The sequence below is a fragment of the Nonomuraea sp. NPDC049637 genome (assembly GCF_040675235.1).
Lineage (GTDB): Bacteria > Actinomycetota > Actinomycetes > Streptosporangiales > Streptosporangiaceae > Nonomuraea.
The window spans coordinates 1-19,678 of sequence record NZ_JBFAOM010000078.1 but is presented as its reverse complement, the minus strand read 5'-3'; the positions used below and the strand labels follow the sequence as shown (position 1 = coordinate 19,678).

Annotated in this window: 16 protein-coding genes; 6 read left to right on the top strand and 10 right to left on the bottom strand. The window is 71.0% G+C overall.

All coding sequences use genetic code 11. From position 1 onward, the window contains the following. Window positions 1-26 precede the first annotated feature (26 nt). From AB0J71_RS47730 to AB0J71_RS47710, 5 genes are all read right to left on the bottom strand, one after another. Complete coding sequence (locus tag AB0J71_RS47730) at window positions 27-164, bottom strand: hypothetical protein (protein ID WP_364393280.1); 138 nt, start codon at window positions 162-164, stop codon at window positions 27-29. Beyond that, complete coding sequence (locus AB0J71_RS47725) at window positions 148-378, bottom strand: hypothetical protein (protein WP_352320140.1); 231 nt, start codon at window positions 376-378, stop codon at window positions 148-150. The genes AB0J71_RS47730 and AB0J71_RS47725 overlap by 17 nt, the downstream gene beginning before the upstream one ends. 110 nt (window positions 379-488) lie before the next feature. Beyond that, a complete protein-coding gene (locus AB0J71_RS47720) occupies window positions 489-2,219 on the bottom strand; it encodes an FAD-dependent oxidoreductase (RefSeq protein WP_352320138.1) in 1,731 nt (576 codons plus the stop codon). 9 nt (window positions 2,220-2,228) lie between these two features. Then, window positions 2,229-3,419: a low temperature requirement protein A gene (locus AB0J71_RS47715; RefSeq protein ID WP_352320136.1), complete on the bottom strand. Its 1,191-nt coding sequence runs from the start codon at window positions 3,417-3,419 to the stop codon at window positions 2,229-2,231. Between the two features lie 87 nt (window positions 3,420-3,506). Then, window positions 3,507-4,166, bottom strand: a complete 660-nt coding sequence (locus AB0J71_RS47710) for a sigma-70 family RNA polymerase sigma factor (RefSeq protein WP_352320218.1) — start codon at window positions 4,164-4,166, stop codon at window positions 3,507-3,509. A 243-nt stretch (window positions 4,167-4,409) separates the two neighbouring features. Between AB0J71_RS47710 and AB0J71_RS47705 the strand changes: the two genes are divergently transcribed. The 3 genes from AB0J71_RS47705 (at window position 4,410) to AB0J71_RS47695 (ending at window position 12,350) form a co-directional block, all read left to right on the top strand. After that, entirely contained in the window at window positions 4,410-7,181 is a 2,772-nt protein-coding gene (locus AB0J71_RS47705; protein ID WP_352320135.1) for an AAA family ATPase, read from the top strand. Between the two features lie 160 nt (window positions 7,182-7,341). After that, window positions 7,342-8,439, top strand: coding sequence for a hypothetical protein (locus tag AB0J71_RS47700; RefSeq protein ID WP_352320133.1), 1,098 nt, complete (start codon window positions 7,342-7,344; stop codon window positions 8,437-8,439). Window positions 8,440-8,519: 80 nt separating this feature from the next. Then, window positions 8,520-12,350, top strand: a complete 3,831-nt coding sequence (locus AB0J71_RS47695) for an endonuclease/exonuclease/phosphatase family protein (RefSeq protein ID WP_352320132.1) — start codon at window positions 8,520-8,522, stop codon at window positions 12,348-12,350. A gap of 23 nt (window positions 12,351-12,373) precedes the next feature. Here AB0J71_RS47695 and AB0J71_RS47690 read toward each other — a convergent pair whose 3' ends face one another. After that, on the bottom strand, window positions 12,374-12,847 hold the full coding sequence (locus AB0J71_RS47690) for a MarR family transcriptional regulator (RefSeq protein ID WP_352320130.1): 474 nt from the start codon (window positions 12,845-12,847) through the stop codon (window positions 12,374-12,376). Window positions 12,848-12,941: 94 nt separating this feature from the next. Between AB0J71_RS47690 and AB0J71_RS47685 the strand changes: the two genes are divergently transcribed. Beyond that, window positions 12,942-13,910, top strand: coding sequence for an NmrA/HSCARG family protein (locus AB0J71_RS47685; protein ID WP_364420938.1), 969 nt, complete (start codon window positions 12,942-12,944; stop codon window positions 13,908-13,910). A 113-nt stretch (window positions 13,911-14,023) separates the two neighbouring features. On the opposite strand, the gene AB0J71_RS47680 is transcribed toward AB0J71_RS47685, so the two are convergent. From AB0J71_RS47680 to AB0J71_RS47665, 4 genes are read right to left on the bottom strand one after another with little or no spacing between them, the layout of a single operon-like run. Continuing rightward, window positions 14,024-15,925, bottom strand: coding sequence for a hypothetical protein (locus tag AB0J71_RS47680; RefSeq protein WP_364420936.1), 1,902 nt, complete (start codon window positions 15,923-15,925; stop codon window positions 14,024-14,026). A 23-nt stretch (window positions 15,926-15,948) separates the two neighbouring features. After that, window positions 15,949-16,845: an SDR family NAD(P)-dependent oxidoreductase gene (locus AB0J71_RS47675; RefSeq protein ID WP_352320125.1), complete on the bottom strand. Its 897-nt coding sequence runs from the start codon at window positions 16,843-16,845 to the stop codon at window positions 15,949-15,951. A gap of 44 nt (window positions 16,846-16,889) precedes the next feature. Beyond that, entirely contained in the window at window positions 16,890-17,264 is a 375-nt protein-coding gene (locus tag AB0J71_RS47670) for a nuclear transport factor 2 family protein (protein ID WP_364420934.1), read from the bottom strand. A gap of 58 nt (window positions 17,265-17,322) precedes the next feature. Continuing rightward, entirely contained in the window at window positions 17,323-18,522 is a 1,200-nt protein-coding gene (locus AB0J71_RS47665; RefSeq protein ID WP_352320121.1) for an MFS transporter, read from the bottom strand. A gap of 79 nt (window positions 18,523-18,601) precedes the next feature. On the opposite strand from AB0J71_RS47665, the gene AB0J71_RS47660 reads away from it, so the two are divergent. Both AB0J71_RS47660 and AB0J71_RS47655 read left to right on the top strand, forming a co-directional pair. Then, the gene (locus AB0J71_RS47660) at window positions 18,602-19,171 is read left to right on the top strand and encodes a TetR/AcrR family transcriptional regulator (RefSeq protein WP_352320119.1); all 570 of its coding nucleotides are present in this window, start codon (window positions 18,602-18,604) and stop codon (window positions 19,169-19,171) included. A gap of 175 nt (window positions 19,172-19,346) precedes the next feature. Further along, a partial coding sequence (locus tag AB0J71_RS47655; RefSeq protein ID WP_364420931.1) for a metalloregulator ArsR/SmtB family transcription factor occupies window positions 19,347-19,678 on the top strand: 332 nt, incomplete at its 3' end.

The following is a 19,678-nucleotide window of genomic DNA, read 5'->3' as shown; positions in this document are numbered from 1 at the left end:
CACCCGTCGGACTGGGCAGGGGTTCGTCAGCCTCGCGCGTGGTCCGCGGCGTCGAGGATAGTCGCCGTCACGGCGTCGGGCGGGGAGGCCGCGAGCGCGTCGGAGACGCCGGCGACCTCGCGCGTGCCGAGCGTGCCGATCCGCGGCTCAGGCAACGTCGTCACCCGGTCGCGAGCCGTCCTCCAGCACCTCGACCGCGTCGCGCAGTCCCCGCAGGGCGATCTTCTCGCGCTCGACGTCCGTCGGGTCGTACAGCCACTCGGTGACCGGCTGCCCCACCTCCTCCTCCGGGCGGCTGGCCTCGGCGATGATCAGCTCCTCCTCGATCTCGACGTGGAGCTCGTACAGGAACTCGTTCTCACCGTTCGGGGTGCTCATATCTCCTCCAAGGGGTGTACAGTCGGCCGACGATCCGGCCGGCTCCCGCGCCCATGTGGTCCGATCGCCAGCTAAGACAGGGCAGCCTCGGCATTTGTGACAAGATCCGGCTATTCGCCAAGCTTTCCCGTGGTCGAGACCTCGCGCATGAGCGCCGCGATCTCGGCGGGAATCGGCGGGATGCTCTCCCGCTCCACCGATCCGGGGCCGGACCACACGAGGTTGACCTGCAGCTCGGGGTCGAGTTCCGGGTAGTCGGAGCGGTTGTGGCAGCCGCGGGTCTCGCGGCGCTCGATGGCGGTTTCGATGGTCGCGCGCGCGGCGAGCGCCGCGGACTTCAGGTCGAAGGCGTGCGCCAGGTCCTGGAAGCCGGCGATGTCCGGGTGCACGCCCATGCCGCTGATGCGCGCCTCGACCGCGGCCAGTTCGGCGAGGCCCTTTCGCAGGCCGCCCTCGTCGCGTACCACTCCGGCGTGCTCCGTCATGATGTCGCGGAGCGCTCGCTGCAGCGACCGCACGTTCTCCGGGCCGTCGGCGGACAGGAGCTCGTCCACTTCCTCCCGCGCCGCGGCGAGCGCCTCGGCGGAGCGGCGCTGCGCGTCGAGACCCGCGGAATACTCCGCCGCCGCCCGGCCGGCGATGCGGCCGAAGACGAGGAGCTCGATGAGGGAGTTGCCGCCCAGACGGTTGGCGCCGTGCAGGCCGCTGGCCGCCTCCCCGATCGCGTACAGGCCGTCGACGTCCGTGCCGTGGTCCTCGGGACGTACCCGGACGCCGCCCATCGAGTAGTGCGCAGTGGGCGCGACCTCGATCGGCTCCTTGGTGATGTCGAGCATCTGCAGTTCCAGGAGCGTCCGGTAGACGCGAGGCAGCCGGGTCATGATCGTCTCGCGCGGCAGATGCGACACGTCCAGCCACACGCCGCCGTCCGGGGTGCCGCGACCTTCCTTGATCTCTGTGTACGCGGCCAGGGCGACCCGATCGCGCGTGGACAACTCCATCCGCTCCGGGTCATACCGGGACATGAACCGCTCGCCGAGCCCGTTGCGCAGGACCCCGCCCTCCCCCCGTGCCGCCTCGGAGACGAGCGTGCCCGCCGCGTTCTCCGGCGCGATGAGCCCGGAGGGGTGGAACTGCACCAGCTCGGGATCGCGGATGCGGCAGCCGGCCAGGACGGCCAGGCGGAAGGAGTCGCCGGTGTTCTCGTCACGCCGGGAGGAGGTGCGCCGCCAGATCCTGGTGTGGCCGCCCGCGGCAAGGATCACCGCATCGGCGTGGATGACGTAGCGGCTGCCGTCGGTCAGGTCGAACCCGTACGCGCCGAAGACCGCGTTGTCGCGCACGAGGATCCGCGTGATGTACACCGTGTCGAGGACGCGGACGTCGAGCTGGGCCGCCCGGTTGATCAGCGTGCGCTGGATCTCGAGTCCGGTGTAGTCCCCCGCGTAGGAGGTGCGCCGGAAGGTGTGGGCGCCGAAGAAGCGCTGGGAGATCCGCCCGTCCCGCTCGCGTGCGAACGGCATGCCGTACCGCACGAGGTCCTCGATGCCACGTGCGGCCCCCTCGGTGACGATGCGCACCGTCTCGGGGTCGGCCAGCAGGTAACTCTCCTTGAGAGTGTCGGCCGCGTGCTGCTGCCAGGTGTCCTCGGGGTCCATCGTGGCGAGGGCCGCGTTGATGCCGCCTGCCGCGAGCGAGGTGTGTGCGTCCGCCTTCGGCCGTTTGCCGACCGCGAGGACGTCCACCCCGCGCTCGGCGAGTTCGACGGCCGCCCGCAGTCCGGCCCCTCCCGTCCCGATGACCAGGACGGACGTGGCGATTCTGTTCTCTGACGCGTACATGATGCTCCTTCAGTTACGTGCCGCCCAGACGGCGACGGCGACCAGCGCGACGCAGGCGGCCGCGATCAGCGCGACCACGGCGGCCACCCCGATCCACGGCGTCGCGAGCGGCGACAACACGACGGCGCCGACGCACCCCGCCACGGCAGTGCGGGGGATGACGGAGTCCGCGTCGACCAGCGCGTGCACCGCCCGGAGCAGGATGAGATACACCGCGACCGGGACGGCGACCGCGTAGCCGATCTCCATCGGCGATGCCGCCGGCTGGCGCCCGCTCTGCTCCACCGCCACCTCGAGCCCGGCGCCGAGAGCCGCCAGCGCGGCGAAGATGCCGAAGTGGCCGTACCCCCACCAGTACGACCGGTGACGCCGCTCGCTGAGCCCCTCCCCTGCCTCGACCAGGAAGTACAGCCACCACAGGGCGAACAGCAGGACGAGCCCGGATCCGGCGATAACGACGAGGGGAGCCGCTTCGAGCGCCCCTTCGACCCCTCTGCTCGCGGCCAGGACGCTCTCGCCCAGCAGAATGATCGTGAACAGGCCGTAACGCTCGGCGATGTGCCGCGGGTGCCAGGTGGTCGCCCTGCCCCGCTCCGCCCACCACGGCACCGCCAGCTCCACGACGACCAGGCCGGCGAAGAACGGCAGCTGGACCGAGGCCGGCAGGAGGCCGGCGTCCAGGAGAGCGAGCCGGAGCAACCAGCCCAGCTCGACCAGACCGATGCCCGCGGCGTAGCGGAGCCCCGTACGGCGGCTCGCCGGGTCCTCGAACGCGGCCCTCAGCCATTGGGCGACGAGCCCGATCCTCATGACGAGGTAGCCCAGGGTGATGATCCCGTAGTCGGAGTGGCCGGCCGCGGCGGGCACGCCGACGGCGAGGACCAGCACCCCCGCCATCTGCACCATGGTCAGCAGCCGGTAGGGGACGTCGTCGGTGTCGTAGGACGAGGCGAACCAGGTGAAGTTCATCCACGCCCACCAGATGGCGAAGAACACCTGGAGGAACGGGACCAGCCCGGTCAGTCCATGACCTTCGGCGACGGCGTGCGCGAACTGCGCCGTGACGGCCGCGACCGCGACCACGAAGGTGAGATCGAAGAGCAGCTCGAGCTGGCTCGACGCCCGATGCGGCTCGTCGACGGGGCGGGAGCTCATCCTGACCCGGATCCGGATGGTGGTCCTGGTTGAGGGCACGCTCACGCTCCTGTCGCTCGTTCGGCGTCCGGTTCACCTGGAAGACCGGACGGCGTCGTGATCTGTGACAGATCGCCGCAACGGCGATCGAACTCAGCGGGCGATGTCGGCGGCGAGCACTTGTTCCAGCTCGGCGAGGTCGCCGGACCGGGCGGCGGCGACGAACGTCCGCACGAGGCGCCGGTGCGCGGCGGTGCTCACCTGGTGGCGTCGCTCGGCGGCGAGGCGGTGGCGGGCGCGTCGCAGGAGTTGCCGCGCATGGTCTTCGCCGAGGTGGAGCAGCTCGGAGATCTCGCGGTAGGGGTAGTCGAAGGCCGTGCGCAGGAGGTAGACGGCTCGTTCGGCGGGTGTCAGCCTCTCCAGCAGCAGCCGGATCGCGGTGTCGACCGCCTCTCGTCGTTCGGCTGCCGTCTCGGGCCCGGCGGAGAGGTCCGCCGTCTCGGGCAGCCAGGAGCCGGCGGAGGTCTCCCGGCGCCTGCGGGCGGACCGGGCGACATTGACGGCGAGCCTCGTGGTGGTCAGCGCGAGGAACGCCGGCGGGCTGATGACGACCGACCGATCGGCACGGGCCCAACGCAGCCACGTCTCCTGCACCACGTCCTCGGCTTCGCCCATGTCCTGCAGGACGCGCAGGCCGATCGTGAGAAGCCGGGGCGCGGCGCTGACGAACGCCGGATCGTCTCCGTCCCCAGGGGTGATCGACCGGTCACGGGTCTGCTCTGCGCGGTCTTCGTACGACTCCAGGAGGGTCATGGTCACGATGGCGGCTCCGTTCGACAGCTGGCATCCGGTGATGCCACTGCGATCACGGTCGCTGCTCGTGCTGCGCCATCGCGCCCTGGGAACACCGTGGTCGGCACCCTGGCCCGCACCCTGGTGGATTGCTGGGCTCAATGGCGGAACGGTAGGTTACGTGTCCATCTAGGACGTGCGCCGGTTTCTCCCCATGTTCGGCAGCCATGGGGCAACGAACAGATGATCGTCGGGGGCAGTGCCATGACAAGCAGAGGTCCCGGGTCGCAACTTCGCGGGCGGCAACTGGAGTGCGAGACGCTGGATCAGCTCGTGGCGACGGTGCAGGACGGCCACAGCTCGGTCCTGGTGCTGCGCGGCGAGGCCGGCATCGGCAAGACGGCGCTGCTGGAGTACGCGCGGGACAGCGCGTCCGGCTGCCGGATCATCAGGGCGACCGGCGTGGAATCCGAGATGGAGCTGGCCTTCGGCGGGCTGCACCAGCTGTGCTCCCCGTTCCTGGAGCATCTGGGCCGCCTGCCGGGCCCGCAACGCGACGCGCTCGGGACGGCGTTCGGCCTGAGCGCGGGAACTCCGCCGGACCGCTTCCTGGTCGGGCTCGCGGTGCTCAGCCTGCTCGCCGACGTGGCCGAGAAGGGGCCGCTGGTCTGCCTCGTCGATGACGCGCAGTGGCTCGACCAGGTCTCCGCGCAGACCCTCGCCTTCGTCGCGCGGCGCCTGCTCGCGGAGCCGATCGGGCTGGTGTTCGCGGTGCGCGAGCACCACCTCGGACCGGAGCTGAAGGGCCTGCCCCAGCTCGACGTGGGACGGTTGAGCGACGGCGACGCCCGCGCCCTGCTGGACTCCGTGACTCCGGGACGGCTCGACGAGCAGGTCCGGGACCGGATCGTCGTCGAGACGCAGGGAAACCCGCTGGCCCTGCTCGAACTGCCCCGGGGGCTGGCGCCGGCGGAGCTGGCGGGTGGATTCGGGCGGCCCGACGCGCGACCGCTGGCCAGTCAGATCGAGCAGGGCTTCCTGCGGCGGGTCCGGTCGTTGCCGGCCGAGACGCAGCGGCTGCTGCTCATCGCGGCGGCCGAGCCGGTCGGGGATGTCACCCTGCTGACCCGCGCGGCGGAGTCGCTCGGCATCGAGGTGTCCGCCGCGTCGCCGGCCGAGGCGGCGGGGCTGATCGCCATCGGTACGCGGGTGCGTTTCCGCCATCCCCTCATGCGATCGGCGGCCTACCGCGTCGCGTCCCCGCAGGACCGGCAGGACGTCCACCGCGCGCTGGCCGACGCGACCGACCCCCGGGCGGACCCCGACCGCCGGGCGTGGCACCTCGCCAACGCGACGGCCGGCCCCGACGAGACGGTGGCCGCCGAGCTGGAGCGCTCGGCCGATCGGGCGCAGGCGCGCGGCGGAGTCGCCGCGGCGGCGGCGTTCCACGAGCGGGCAGCCGAGCTGACCCCCGATCCCGCGCGCCGCGGCGCCAGGGCCCTGGCGGCCGCACGGGCCAAGTACCAGGCCGGCGGGTACGACGCCGCGCTCGAACTGCTGGACGCGGCCGAACTCAGCACTCTGGACGAACGCGAACTCGCCCAGGCGGACCTGCTGCGCGGCCAGATCGCGTTCGCCTCCAGGAGCGCCGGTTCCGCCTTCCCGCTGCTGCTCAGAGCCGGGGAGCGCCTGGCGCCGCTGGACGCCGGGCTGGCCCGCGAGACCTACCGCGACACGTTGAACGCGGCCATGAACGCGGGCCGGCTGCCGAGCGGCGCCCAGGTGGCAGACATCGCCGAGGCGCTGCTCGCCGCACCGCCGGGGCCGCCGCCGGAGCGCAACGACCTGCTCCTGAACGGCGTGGGCGTGGCGCTCACGGAGGGTTCCGCCGCGGGCGTGCCGATGGTGCTGCGGGCCCTGGAGTCCTTCCGCGCCGAAGGGGTGTCCAGGGAACAGGGCCTTGGCTGGCTGCCGTTCGCGTCCCGGATGGCCCACAACGTCTGGGACTTCGACAGTTGGTCGGTGCTCTCCGCGAGACTGGTCGATCTGGCACGCGAGGCGGGCGCGCTGTCGGTGCTGCCCTCAGCGCTCCACATGCTCGTGTCGAACAGGGTCCTCGCCGGTGAGTTCGCCCTGGCCGACGCGCTGGTCGCCGAAGCGGTGACGATCGGCGAGGTGACGGGCAGCCGCTACCTGGCCCAGTACGCGGCCCTGATACTCGAGCCGTGGAGAGGACGGGAGGCCGCCACACGTCAGGTGAGCGCAGCGATCATGCGGGACCCGGCCATCCAGGGGGAAGGCAAGGTGGTGACCGCCACCCAGTGGGCGAGCGCGGTGCTCTGCAACGGCCTCGGCCGGTACGAGGAGGCGTACGTCGCCGCCGAGCGAGCCTTCGAGCACCCGCGGGAGCTCGGCGGGACGGCCATCAGGTCCACGGTCGAACTCGTCGAGGCCGCCGTCCGGAGCGGGAGGTCCGCCCGGGCGGCCGAGGTCGCCTGGCGCCTCGACGAGATGGCCCGAGCCAGCGGCACCGACTGGGCCCTCGGGACCTCGGCGTGCGTACGGGCCCAGGTGAGCGACGGAGCGGACGCCGACGTCCTCTACCGCGAGGCGATCGAGCGGCTCGGCCGCACCGAGGTCCGGACGACGCTCGCCCGCACCCGGCTGCTCTACGGCGAGTGGCTGCGCCGGGAGAACCGCCGCCTCGACGCACGCGAGCAGCTGGGCCTCGCATACGAGCTGCTCGGCGACATGGGAGCCGAGGCGTTCGCGGAACGCGCCCGGCGCGAGCTCCAGGCCACCGGTGAGACGGTACGCAGGCGCACCGTCGAGGCACGCGCGACCCTCACCGCCCAGGAGGCGCAGATAGCGCGCCTGGCCGGCGACGGGCTGACGAACCCCGAGATCGGCGCTCAGCTCTTCATCAGCCCGCACACCGTCGAGTGGCACCTGCGCAAGGTGTTCGCGAAGCTCGGCATCACCTCACGCAAGCAGATCCGCACCACGCTGCTCGAAGGCGCGGCGCTCACGGCCTGAGGACCCGCGGCCCGCCGTCGTCCGCGAGCGGGACGGTGATGTGACGAGCGTCATGTCACGAGCGGCCGCCCGCACTTTGTCTCTGTGACGACGGTCCATGAGTCACCGCCGGGCCAACGGCGCGATGGCCGTCGATTCGAGAGACGATGCGGGAGAAGAGATGTTCGTCAAGAAGAGGATGTTCATCGCGGCCGTGGCGCTGATCGCCGCTGCCGGTGGAATGACGGCGCCGGCCTCTGCCGACGACGGCGGCGCCTCGATCAGCTCCTGGGGCTTCCCCGGCGAGGGGTCCGTCTGGCAGCCGGTCACCTACGCCGGCGGGCAGATCACCAGCAGGTCCACTCCGGGAGAGGCGCGCGACGACCGCGGCAACATCCTGCACGCCTGGCGCGGCGCGGACAACGACTCCATCTGGATCTCGTTGAACAACGGGCCCGCGTACTCGCTGCCCGACGCGCAGACCTGGACGCCGCCGCGGGTGATCTGGACCGACGACGGAGGCCGCGGCAACTTCCGGATCTTCCACACCGGCACCGAGGGCCACGTCTACCAGCACCGCGTCCAGCTCACCTCGAGCTACCAGCTCCCCGCCACCCTGCCCAGCTGGACCAGGATCCCCAACGACACGCGCACCACCGACACCGAGCCCGTGGCGGCTGCCGCGCTCCCCGGCAACTCCTTCATGCTCGCCTGGAACAGCCAGTCCACCGACGACATCTGGACCATGTACTACAACGGCGACACCGGTGCCTACAGCTCGCCCAGCCTCGTGCCGGGCGCGCGGAGCAAGGACGCGCCGGGGCTGGCCGCCCAGGTGGGCACCGGCGCCGACCCCGCTCCCTGGAACCAGGTCGTGCTCGCCTTCACGGGCACCGACAACTACGTGTACATGTCGCGGCAGCGCTACGGGACCGGCAACTGGACGACTCCGTTCCGGGTCTATGCGACAGGCACGCCGGGCTACACGAGGAACGGCCCGTCCGTCGCGCTCTCCCGGAGCGGCTACGGCGTCATCACCATCACCGAGGACCGTGACAACACCATCGGCAGTTACATGATCTCGCGCGACGGCGGGTGGAGCGGCTACTACGAGGAGAACAGCTTCGCGCTCTCACCCGGCAGAACCCCGCTGGCCGTGGTGGCCGGCACCGATCTCTTCTACGTCATCAACGGTTCGGCCGGCGGCAGGAGCGGCGTGCTGTGGAAGAAGGTCTACGACTTCGCGGCGATGCCCACGCCGTCGGCCCCGCAGTGGTGAAGCCGGCGAACGCTCAGCCGGACGACGTCATCGTCACCGACGCCGGATCCCGGCGTCCGCGTCCTTCTCGGAGAGATCACGTGAGAACGGTCCGACCAGCGGCGGCCATGGTGGGCGTCCTGCTGCTCTCGTTGTCGTCGCCGGGCAGCACCTCGGCGGCGTGGGGGGCGTCCGCCTCCCCGGCTTCCGCGACCGCACCCGCCACGGCGGAGGACCCGCCGGGGGCCGGGCCCGCAGCGGCCGGCCCTGACCTGAGCCACGACAACCGCACGGCCCCGCCGGCCGGACTGCCGGACTGGTCGCGCGCCGGGTACCGAGGCGGCCAGGAGCTGCCCGAGGGCGAAACGGAGCTGACCGACGACGCCTCCTGCCGCATCTCGCCGGAAGAGCTCGCCTCCTCCTACAAGGTGACGGCGGACGACGGGACCGACGACACCGCCGGGCTGCAGAAGGCGATCGACCACGTCAAGAACGACTGTTCGCCGAACGCCAACTTCGACCGGCTCTCGCTCATCGAGCTACCGGCAGGCCGGATCGACATCACCCGGCAGATCTACGTGGATGCCGGATTTCTGATCGTACGAGGCAAGGGCTCCGGCGACGGCGGCACCCGGCTGGTGTTCAGGCCCGGCCTCCAGACCCGCTACGACCAGGTGATCAACGGCCGGTGGGACCAGGAGAGCATGATCGCCGGCACCGCCCCCGACATCGGCAACGGCGGCTGGATCTGGCCCGGACGTGGCATGTTCCGCGTCCAGACCCGGGAGGTGGCGGCCCGGTACCAGGACGACTGGGAGCTGGCTTCCAACCTGCCCATGCGCAAGGACCTCTACGAGGGCAGCGTCAACCAGCACTGGGTCTCCGGCTTCAAGGTGGCCGCCGCGGCCGACGACCCGGGCTTCTCGGCACGAGCGGGAGGCACGGTCGTGCGGCTGGACGCGAAGGCCGACATGTCCAAGTTCAGGCCGGGCGGCTATGTCTGGGTGGGCGCGGCCAACAGCAGGAAGTTCTACGCGCAGCAGGGCATCACCGAGCAGAGCATGATCGAGGCGCTCCACATGCGGCAGGAGATGTTCCGGCTCAGCCGCATGGACGCCACGGCCAAGACGATCACGCTGGACCGGCCGCTGAGGTGGGACCTGCCGGTGAATTCCGAATCGGACGGCTCCGAACCGCTGAACGGCAACGGCACCCCGTACGCCAGCAAGGTCACGCCGCTGAAGGTGGTCGAGGGCGTCGGGTTCGAGAACTTCTCCTTCACCCAGGACATGAACGGCCTGCCGAAGATCGGCGGCCAGGAGACGTACTCGCTCACTCCCGAACAGGCCGTGCACAACTACGGCAACCTGGCGCCCGAGTACGCCATGCACGGCATCGTGTTCAAATGGGCGGCGAACAGCTGGGCGCGCGGGCTCAGGGCCACGATGACCGGCTCGCACCCGATCGTCACCGAGGTGGCGCGCAACCTGCAGATCGAGCGCAACAGCTTCGACGGCGCCTGGAACAAGGGCAAGGGCGGCAACGGCTACCTACGTGGCAGCCGCGTGTGGGACTCGTTGTGGGCGCACAACCTCAGCCGCAACCTGCGCCACTTCACCTTCCAGTGGTCGGCGGGCGGCAACGTCGCCTTCCGCAACGACCTCGACTCCGACCTGAACCTGCACGGCGGCTGGGAGCACGACAACCTGTTCGAGCAGAACACGGTGCGAGTGCCCTACGAGCACCGCTCGGCCAGTTGCTCCGCCAACTGCGGTGGCGAGGGCGGCGAGATCGACGCGGGCACCTGGTACCCGATCTGGTGGGCGGCCGGGCCCAAGGCGGGCAAGTGGGCCGGCTCCTCCGGGCCGCAGAACGTCTTCTACGACAACACGCTGAGCAAGCAGACCACCGCCGGCGGGCCGTTCGAGCCGTACCGGCCGTACGGCGGCCAGGCCGGCACCGCCTTCCAGTTCGGATCGGACGACTCCGACCCACGCGCGTTCCTGCCCCTGAGCCAGAACGGGCAGGCGATCACGGACTGGACCGGACGGGAGACCCTGAACTACCAGGGCAACGGAGTGGCCGCCCTCGACGTGGGACACCGGCACTCGCTGTTCCTCCGCGACACCGGCGGCGAGCTTCCTCCACGCGACCCGAAGCTGGTCGAGATCAAGGCGGCCACCTGGAACATGGCCGGCGCGTCCTCGCCACAGCAGGGCGACAGGTACGCGACCGCGCTGCCCGCCTTGCACACCCGGGAGAGCCCTCCCAGGGAGAACGACATCCTCGCCCTGCAGGAAACCGGCTATCCCGCCGAGCGGCACTCTTGGGGCAAAGACACGATCGCGCAGAGCGACTACGTCAAGAGGATGCGCGACGGGAGCACGAACGCGCCTCCCGTCGAGGAGATCTGGCTCAGCCGGACCACTGGAGGCCGCGGCGGAGGTTACCTCTACTGGCTGAACACGAACGTCGACACCGGGTCCGGCAACCCCGAGAAGATCAATCTGGCGGTCTGGACGCGGAGAAGTGTCCGGAGGGACGAGATATTCGTCGTCCCCGGAGCGACCCGGAACGGCGTTCACGAGGGCAAGTCCCGTCCCGCGCTCGGCGTCAACTATTGCGGGGTCGTCTACTTCACCTGGCACGGGGCCGCGGCAGGCGGCACGGACAACGTCACGATGCTGAGGAACGTCAGGAGTCGCATGCAGACCGCCGGCCCGAACGGGCAACCGCTGCCCTGGGTGGTCCTCGGCGACTTCAACATGGAGGCTTACGGGCAGACGGGATTGTTGACCGCACTCGGCGACGACTCCCGTCAGTTCGACGTCCTGCCCTCCAGCGGGCCCACCCGGCCGGTCAGCGGACGCACGATCGACTACGCCGTCACCCGGAACGGCGTCACCCCGGCGCTCTACAGGGGTTACGGGTTGGGGACGCCGATGACCGACTTCGAGATGTCGGACCACCTTCCCGTCGAATACGACTTCTCCTATCTCACCGAGGACCCGCGGTGCACGACGTCCCAACCGGCGCGGCAGGCGAAGGCCGTTCCGCGGACGACGCAGAATCTCAGAAGCGCCTCCAGCACCCGCTCCCCCTACCCTTCGGGCGCGGGGACGCGGCCCGGCAGCAGCCGTCTCAAGACCAGGACGTTCGCCCGGTCCGAGCAGAGCGCGCACGATTTCCGGTTCCTGCCCGCCGGGGACGACCCGGGACACTATCGCGTCCTGCACAGCCTCACGCGTACGTATCTGGGCCAGGAATCCGGACTCGGCGACGCGCCGGCGATTCTCCAGGGCTCCGACGAGGGCGACTCCCAGCTGTGGCGATTGCTCGACATGGGAGACGGCACCTGGATATTGCTGAACAAGGCCACGGGCCAGGCGTTGACCGCCCTGGATCGCGCCGACGGCGAAGAACTGGTGGGTCGTGACCTCACCGACGAATTCGATCCCGACCAGCGCTGGTTCCTCCAGGACGCCGAGAACGAGGCGCTGGACGTCGATGAGATCGTCACCGGCGCGGGCTCGGCCATGACCGTGCAGGACTCCGATCCGGAGCCGGGCACGCCGGTGGCGCTCGAACCCGACAGCGACGATTCCGAGGAAGAGTTCATGCCCGTCTACGCCGACAAGACCGAGGACTATTACTGCTACTACCTGGTCCACAAGGGGCTGTATGTCAATTCAACGGCCACCAACCCCGCGGTCGGCGACGGCAACCTGCTCACGCTGAACGAATTCCGTCCCAATGACGGCGGCTACATGTTCTGCACCCCGCCGGCCGACAGGCACGCCTCGCCACCGACGGCGGTGGGCCAGTACGACGCGCAGGGCCGCTTCCTCAGCCTCGGCACCGTCGGCCCGGGTCTGCTGGCGCTGAGCGCGTCCTACGGGCTCACCTGGAACTGGAAGGCCGTCGCAGGCTGACCGGCGGCGGCGCGGGAGCGTGATCACAACGAGCAGTCACGCTCCCGGTGCTCGTCGAGCGCGCGGAGCACGTCGGCGCATGCCTGTGCGAAACCGGCCAGCCGCTCGGGGCCCAGCACGTCGATGAACAGGGCGTGCACCAGCTCGGTGTGCTCGGGGACAGCCTTGTCGATCGCCGCGGAGCCCTTGTCGGTGAGCCGCACGTCGGGATAGCGGCGGTCGTCGGTGTCGACCCGCTCGACCAGCCCGCGCTGCGCCATCCGGGTGAGCTGGTGGGACAGGCGGCTCTTCTCCCACTGGGTCGCGGCGGCCACCTCCGCGACGGGCATCTCCCGCCGCTCCGACTCCGTGAGCCGGACCAGGACCTCGAAGTCGGCCGCGGACAGGTCGCACTCGCGCTGCAGGTGCTGCTGCAGGTGTGAGCCGAGGTGCTTGGCCATCTCGATGTACGTGCGCCACATCCGGTCGGCCTCGCCGAGGTCCTGCTCCCATCCCATGACACCCACTCTACCGCTTGCTTGACGTATCAACCTGGCGCTGTATGGTGAGCGGGTTGATACATCAACCTGACCACATGAGGGGACCGTTCCTGTGACCGAGCAGCAGATCATCGCCGTGGTGGGCGCGACCGGAGCGCAAGGAGGCGGGCTGGTCCGCGCGATCCTCGACGACCGCGGCGGGCGGTTCGCCGCGCGGGCCCTGACCCGGGACCCGGGGTCGGCGCGGGCCAGGGAGCTGGCCGCGCTGGGGGCCGAGGTCGTGGGGGCCGACCTCGACGACGCGGGCAGCCTGCGCAGGGCGTTCGACGGCGCCCACGGCGCCTTCGTGGTGACCAACTTCTGGGAGCCGCGCACGCCCGAGGAGGAGCGGGCCCGGCCCGCGACCGCCAAGGAGCGGGAGCAGGCCGGCAACGCCGCGCGGGCGGGCCGGGAGGCCGGCGTCCGGCATTTCGTCTGGTCCACGTTGTCCGACACGCGCGCCTACTTCCGTCCGGACGACGGGACGCCCAGCTTCGAGGGCACGTACAAGGTGCCGCACGCCGACGGCAAGGCCGAGGCCGACCGGTTCTTCCTGGAGTCGGGCGTGCCCACCACCTTCCTGCAGGCGAACGTCTACTACGAGGCGTTCCGGGACATGTTCGCGCCCCGGCGTGACGAGACGGGCGCGCTGGTGCTGCCGCTCGGGTTCGGCGAGGCGAGGGTGGCCGCGCAGGCCGCGGAGGACGTCGGCAGGACCGCGCTCGGGATCTTCCGCCAGGGGATCGGGATGGCCGGCAGGCGGGTGAGCGTCGCCGGGGCCGTGCTCACCGGCGCGCAGTACGCCGCCGCGCTGAGCCGGGCGCTCGGCGAGCCCGTCACCTACCAGGCGGTCAGCCCCGACATGATCCGGGCCGCGGGGTTCCCGGGCGCGGGCGAGGTCGGCAACATGCTCCAGTACCTGATCGCGGCCGCCCCCGACATCGCCGAGCTCATCGACTTCGAGCTGCTGCGCGAGCTCAACCCGCGACTGCAGTCGTTCGACACGTGGCTGGCCGCCCACCGCGACACCATCCCGCACTGACCGGCCCCCGCCCAGAGTGAGCGTCGACTCCCACAACCTCGGTCGGTGGTTCAGTCAGAACACATGCCATGTCCTGACAGACTCTCCGGCGGAGGGGTGGCATGGCTGCTGGACTAGCGCCTCCTCCGGCGGCCCCGAGCTCCCGGCGGCCGGGTGGGGACGAGGCGGAGGCGACGGCGGGCGGTCCTGCGGAGCGGCTCGGCCACCAGCTCGCGCAGCTCCCGCAATCCCACGACATCGGGGTGCCCCGACGCCAGGACCGCCTTCACGAACTCGTACGCGTCCCCGCCTCCCATCCTCTTGAGCTGGTCCACCAGCCCCTCAGGCCCCGCGAGCTCCAGCACTGACAGGAAGTTCTCCGCACCCAGCAGCAGGTTCTCCCGCTCACTCAGCGCCTCGGGCTGCATCTTCCCGGCATCGATGAGCTGCGTCCACACGGCGGGCCCGAGGACCGGGTCGTGACGTAGGTCATGGAAAAGCCGCCCTTCGGGAAGGAGGTCGGCCAGAACGCGCAACATCGCCCCCACCCGCGTACGGAACGGGCAGTCCCGCACCGCCTGCAGCAACATCTCGAGGTCCTGCCCCGGGCGGGCCAGCCATCCCTGGAGCTCCGCGACGGCGTCCTCCGGCGGATAGTGCTGGGCGACCACCCCGAGCAGCTCGGCAGGTGGAGCGGTGGCCAGTTCGCCGACGAGGGGCGCGTCGCGGCCCTCGGCGAGGAGGCGGTCGCGGACGCCGCGCACGCCGAGCGGGATGAGGCGGACCAGCGGGAGGCCGGGCTCGGCGAGGGCGGCGCGCAGGCGTTCGACCGCGTCCGGCGGCAAGGGCTGGTCGTCGTGGTCGAGGTCGCTCACGTAGAGGGGGTCGGCGGGGCCGCGGGTGAGCTCCACGGCCCCGAGGTCGGACAGGACCTCGAGCATGCGCCCCAGGTCCCGGGCGGACTCGCGGCGCCAGAGATCGCGCAGGCGCTCTTCCTCCTGGTCGAGATCGAAGTACTCCTGGCAGGCCAGCCACACCGTCTCTTCGAGCCGGACCACCGGCATCTCGTCCAGCCCGTACATGGAGTCGAGCACGTCCGGCAGGATCTCGTCGAAGATCTCGGCCAGGACAGGCTGGGATCGCCATGTCTCGACGGGCACGGTGACCACCCGGCCCAGCTCCGGCAGCACCTCGAACGCGCGCCGCCACAGCGCCTCCGGGTCGCCCAGCAAGGATGCGGCCTTGGCCACGCGGAGCAGCCGGCCCTTGCTGGTGCGGGTCAGGCGCAGCTTCTTGGCCCAGGCGAGCAGCAGATTGAGTTGCGGCAGATCGGCGGCGCCGCGGACGCCCAGCCGATCCTCGCCGGTACCCAGCAGAGCCGACACCTCAAGAGCGTCGGCGAGGTGGAGGTTGCCCGCGTCGGTGAGGGCCCGGCCGTCCTTGCCCACCCAGTCGGCCAGGGTGACGAGACGCTGGACGGTCCGACTGCGCGCGGCGGCCTCCATCAGCTCGGACGCGGGGGGCAGGTACACAGGCAGCTGGGGGAAGGGGCGCTTGAACCGCTCGAACGCCCTCGGAACGGTGAGATCGACGCCCTGGCCGAGAGCCGTGTGCGCCCAGAACGTCGCCACCCCCCGCAGCGTGGGATCGTCAAGCGCGGCCGCGTACTCCGCCCGCGCGTCGGCGATGATCTCCCGCGCATCCGCGAACGTGACGCCGCGCGGGTCGCGAAGGCCCGTGACGTCGAGATAGCGCAGGTACGTGCACAGCACCTCCGGAGCGAGGTCGAGCTCCTCCCGCCCGGCCGTCACCTTGCACGGCACGTATCGCAGCAGGAAGAACCTGATACTCGCACCGTCCCAGTACGCCAGCCGGCCGTCACGGCTCTCGTGTCGCGCGTCGACGGCTGCGGAGAGCAGCAGGTCATCGACCGGATGCCCGTGCTCCTCCGCCCACGTGACACACCGCCGGATCAGCAGGTCCTTGGCGGCCTCGAACTCCTCGGCCTCTTCGGGCTCGAACCAGGTACGCACCATTCGAGCCTCCCATCCCTCCAGGGTCACCGTCCCGGCTGGCGGCGGGAGTTCTCGGCGGCCCGGAGAGGTGCGGCGGGGAAGGGCACGCCGGTGAGTTGCCGGCTGATCTCCCGCAGGCGGGTGCGGGCGTCGGTGTCGTACGCCTGGTGGTGAGCGCGGGCGGGGCGGGAGCGGTTGAAATAGGTGCCGGTGACGTTGTCCAGGGCGGGGTCGGTGATCAGGCGGGCGGTGTGGGTGACGCCTTCGTCCAGGGTGCTTTGCACGGTGAACAGGTGGGTGACGATCTTGGTGGGCATGTAGGAAGCAGGGTGCAGGGCATTGACGGTGACGCCGTGGTCGCGCAGGAGTTCGGCGTGGTCGAGGGTGAGCATGATCTGGGCGAGTTTGGCCTGGCAGTAGGCTTGCACGCCGTCCCAGTGGTGCTCCAGCAGCACGTTGTCGAAGTCCAGGGGGGCCTGTCCGGCGGAGCTGACGTTGACGATCCGCGCCGGGCCCCCGCCTGTGCCGGCGGTGCGGGCCAGGAGCGGGGTGAGCAGGCTGCTGAGCATGTAGGTGGCCAGGTAGTCGACCTGGAAGGTCAGCTCCAGGCCGTCGGCGCTGCGTTGGGGGGCGGTTTCCACGCCGATGCCGGCGTTGTTGACCAGCACGTCCAGCCGGTCGCGGGTGGCCAGGCGGTCGGCCAGGGAGTGGATCTGGTCCAGGTGAGCGAAGTCGGCATGCTCGAAGGCGAGCCGGTCGTTGCCGGTTCGGTCGCGTAGGTCGGTCAGCAGGTGCCGGCCCTTGGCCGGGTTGCGGCCGTGCAGGATCAGGGTGGCGCCCTCGGCGGCCAGGCGGTGGGCCAGGGCGCGGCCCAGGCCGTCGGTGGCGCCGGTGATCAGGATGGTCTGGTCGTGCAGTGGGCGGGTGGTGGAGGTGGTCACGGGTATCGACCTCGACGTTCGGTCCGGTGCTGGTGCTGGTCGGGTCAGACGATCGGGTGACCGCTGACGGTGGTGGCGGGGACGTCCTCGCGCAGGTCCCAGTGTTCGGCGATCAGGCCGTCGGAGATGCGGAAGATGTCCACCACCGCGATGCCGGGGTGACCGGGTTGGGCGGTGAACAGGCTGTGGGTGAACACCAGGTCGCCGTCGACGGCCATGCGGCGGATCTCAAAGCGGGCGTCGGGGAGCTGGGCGCGCATCCCGTCGATGAACTCGGTCAGCGGACGGCGGCCATCGGGCAGGTTGGGGTTGTGCTGGATCAGGTCCGCGGCGAGGAACCGGTCGGCCAGCTGGGTGCGGCCCTGGTTCCAGATCTGCTCGAAGTAGTCGCGCACGAGCTGGGCTGCCGGCTGGGACATGGGGTTCTCCTGTGAGGTTGAGGTGACGAACAAAGGAAGGTCGGAAAGGAAGATCAGGTCAGCGGTGGGCCGGAGTGGCCGCGGAGACCAGGGCGGCCGGGCGGGTCGGGCGCGGACGGGTGGAGGCGGCGTGGGCGGTGACGGCCGCGGCCAGCGGCAGTAGCGCCAGTGCCGGGAGCCAGTGGCCGCCCAGGGCGGGCAGCAGTCCGGCGCCCAGCAGGCTGCCCAGGCTCATGCCCAGGTACAGGGCCGAGGCGTTGAGAGCCAGCAGGACCCCACGCTGTTCGGGAAGCAGTTCCACCAGCCGGGCCTGTTGCGGGGCCATGAACAAGGTGTTGAAGACGGCCCAGAAGGCGAACACCGCGACCCCGGCCGCCGGTACGGCGGGTGCACCGGCCAGGGCCAGGAAGGCCAGGGTCAGCCCGGCCAGCGCGACGGCGATGGTGCGGCCGCCGCCCAGGCGGGCATAGACGCGGGAACCTGCGGCGTTGCCGGCCATGCCCAGCACGCCGAACACCAGCAGCGTCAGCGACACCAGCCCCGGGCCCGCGCCGAACCGGGCGGCCAGGTAGGCCCCGGCGACGCCGTAGACGGTGAATTGGGCGGTCAGCACCAGCAGCGTGGTGGCGATCATCAGTGTGGCGCCCCGGGTTCGCAGCGCGGCGGCAAAGGCGCGACCGGTGGGGGGCGGGCCCGGTGCCACCGGTGGCAGCAGCACCGCCAGCAATCCGCCGGCCACCAGGGTCAGGGCGACCACGGCGGCCATGGTGGCGCGCCAGCCGATCGCGGCGCCCGCGGCAGAGGCCAGCGGCACGCCCAGCACGGTGGCGGCGGTCATCCCGCCGAACACCACCGCCAGCGCGCGGGGCCGTTGCTCGGCGGGAACGATCATCGAGCCGGTGGCCGAGGCGGCCGGTCCGAAGATCGCCGCGCCCAGCCCGGCGGCCACCCGCGCGGCGGCCAGGGCGGCGAAGTTGGGCGCCATCGCGGCTGCGGCGCCGCCCAGCGCCATCAGCGCCAGGCCCACCAGCAGCACGGTGCGGCGGTCCAGGCGACCCAGCACGATCGCGGCGACGGGGGCGGCCAGGGCGAACACCAGCGCGAAGACGGTGATCAGGGTGCCGACGGTGGCGGCGGACACCTTCAGGTCGACGGCGATCGGGCCGCTGAGGCCGACGACCGCGAGGGAGGCCGTCCCCAGCGCGAAGTAGCCCAACGCCAGCGTCAGCAGTGCGGGGGTGGAGGAGCGGGGACGCATGCCCCCTCCTTTCAATACGGTACGTTGCGTATTGACATTTAAATACGGACCGGTGCGTATGTCAAATAGACTGCGGCCCATGACCGGACGACCCCGCGACCCCGCCGTCGACGACGCCATCCGTCAGGCCGCCCTGGACCTGATCACCGAGCAGGGCTACCGAGGGGTGAGCATGGAGGCCATCGCCGCCCGCAGCGGTGTGTCCAAACAGGCGGTCTACCGCCGTTACCCGGGCAAGGGCGAGGTGATCTTGGACGTGCTGACGGTCTACGCCCGCACCCGGCTGCCCACCCCCGACACCGGCGACCTGCGCGAGGACCTGCTGGCCCTGCTGGAGGCCACCTTCGCCGGACAGCGCGGGGTGGCCGGCGCACTCAACCAGGCCCTGGCCGCCGAGGCGTTGCAGGATCCCGCCTTCGCCCAGCGCGTGAGCAGCGAGCTGATCGCGGCGCGCCGCCAGGCGGTCCGCCGGATCCTCACCCGCGCGCGCGAACGCGGGCAGCTCACCCACCCCGATGACGATCTGCTCATCGATCTGGTCTTCGGGCCGATGTGGTACGCGCTCTTGTTCGACCCCGGCAAGCTCACCGACGCCTACGCCGCCGCCCTCACCGACGCCGTGATCGCCGTGGGCGCCCACGCCGGGTGACACGCGCCAGGGCCTCGGCCGCCGCAGAACGTCATGTCGTAGCGACGCCACCCGCGATCGGATCTTGGAGTGCGCCCCCGGCGCAGCTGCGGTACGAGGCGGTTGTCGTTGTTGACATTCATCGCATAGGCGACAGAATACACATATGAACAGTTCTTCAGCTGAGAATGTGTTGATGGTGGACGGCTGCGCCGTCAAGGTGGTGGACGCCGACCGGGTGTCCGCGGTGTGCGAGCGGATGCCCGCTGCCGAGGACCTGACCGACACGGCGGACATCTTCGGCCTGCTGTCCGACCCCAACCGGCTGAAGTTGCTGGTCGCCCTGCTGGACGGCGAGCTGTGCGTGTGCGACCTGGCGGCGGTGACCGGGCAGAGCGAGTCGGCGGTCTCCCACGCGCTGCGCCTGCTGCGTGCCCATCGCATCGTGGCCGCCCGCCGTTCGGGCCGGATGGCGTACTACCGGCTGGAGGATCCGCACGTACGGATGCTGCTGGACCTGGCGCTGGC

Excerpts from the sequence above, each read along its gene's own strand:
- AB0J71_RS47725 (WP_352320140.1), bottom strand. The coding sequence starts at position 378 with ATGAGCACCCCGAACGGTGAGAACGAGTTCCTGTACGAGCTCCACGTC.
- AB0J71_RS47720 (WP_352320138.1), bottom strand. The coding sequence starts at position 2,219 with ATGTACGCGTCAGAGAACAGAATCGCCACGTCCGTCCTGGTCATCGGG.
- AB0J71_RS47710 (WP_352320218.1), bottom strand. The coding sequence starts at position 4,166 with ATGACCCTCCTGGAGTCGTACGAAGACCGCGCAGAGCAGACCCGTGAC.
- AB0J71_RS47705 (WP_352320135.1), top strand. The coding sequence starts at position 4,410 with ATGACAAGCAGAGGTCCCGGGTCGCAACTTCGCGGGCGGCAACTGGAG.
- AB0J71_RS47700 (WP_352320133.1), top strand. The coding sequence starts at position 7,342 with ATGTTCGTCAAGAAGAGGATGTTCATCGCGGCCGTGGCGCTGATCGCC.
- AB0J71_RS47690 (WP_352320130.1), bottom strand. The coding sequence starts at position 12,847 with ATGGGATGGGAGCAGGACCTCGGCGAGGCCGACCGGATGTGGCGCACG.
- AB0J71_RS47680 (WP_364420936.1), bottom strand. The coding sequence starts at position 15,925 with ATGGTGCGTACCTGGTTCGAGCCCGAAGAGGCCGAGGAGTTCGAGGCC.
- AB0J71_RS47670 (WP_364420934.1), bottom strand. The coding sequence starts at position 17,264 with ATGTCCCAGCCGGCAGCCCAGCTCGTGCGCGACTACTTCGAGCAGATC.
- AB0J71_RS47665 (WP_352320121.1), bottom strand. The coding sequence starts at position 18,522 with ATGCGTCCCCGCTCCTCCACCCCCGCACTGCTGACGCTGGCGTTGGGC.
- AB0J71_RS47660 (WP_352320119.1), top strand. The coding sequence starts at position 18,602 with ATGACCGGACGACCCCGCGACCCCGCCGTCGACGACGCCATCCGTCAG.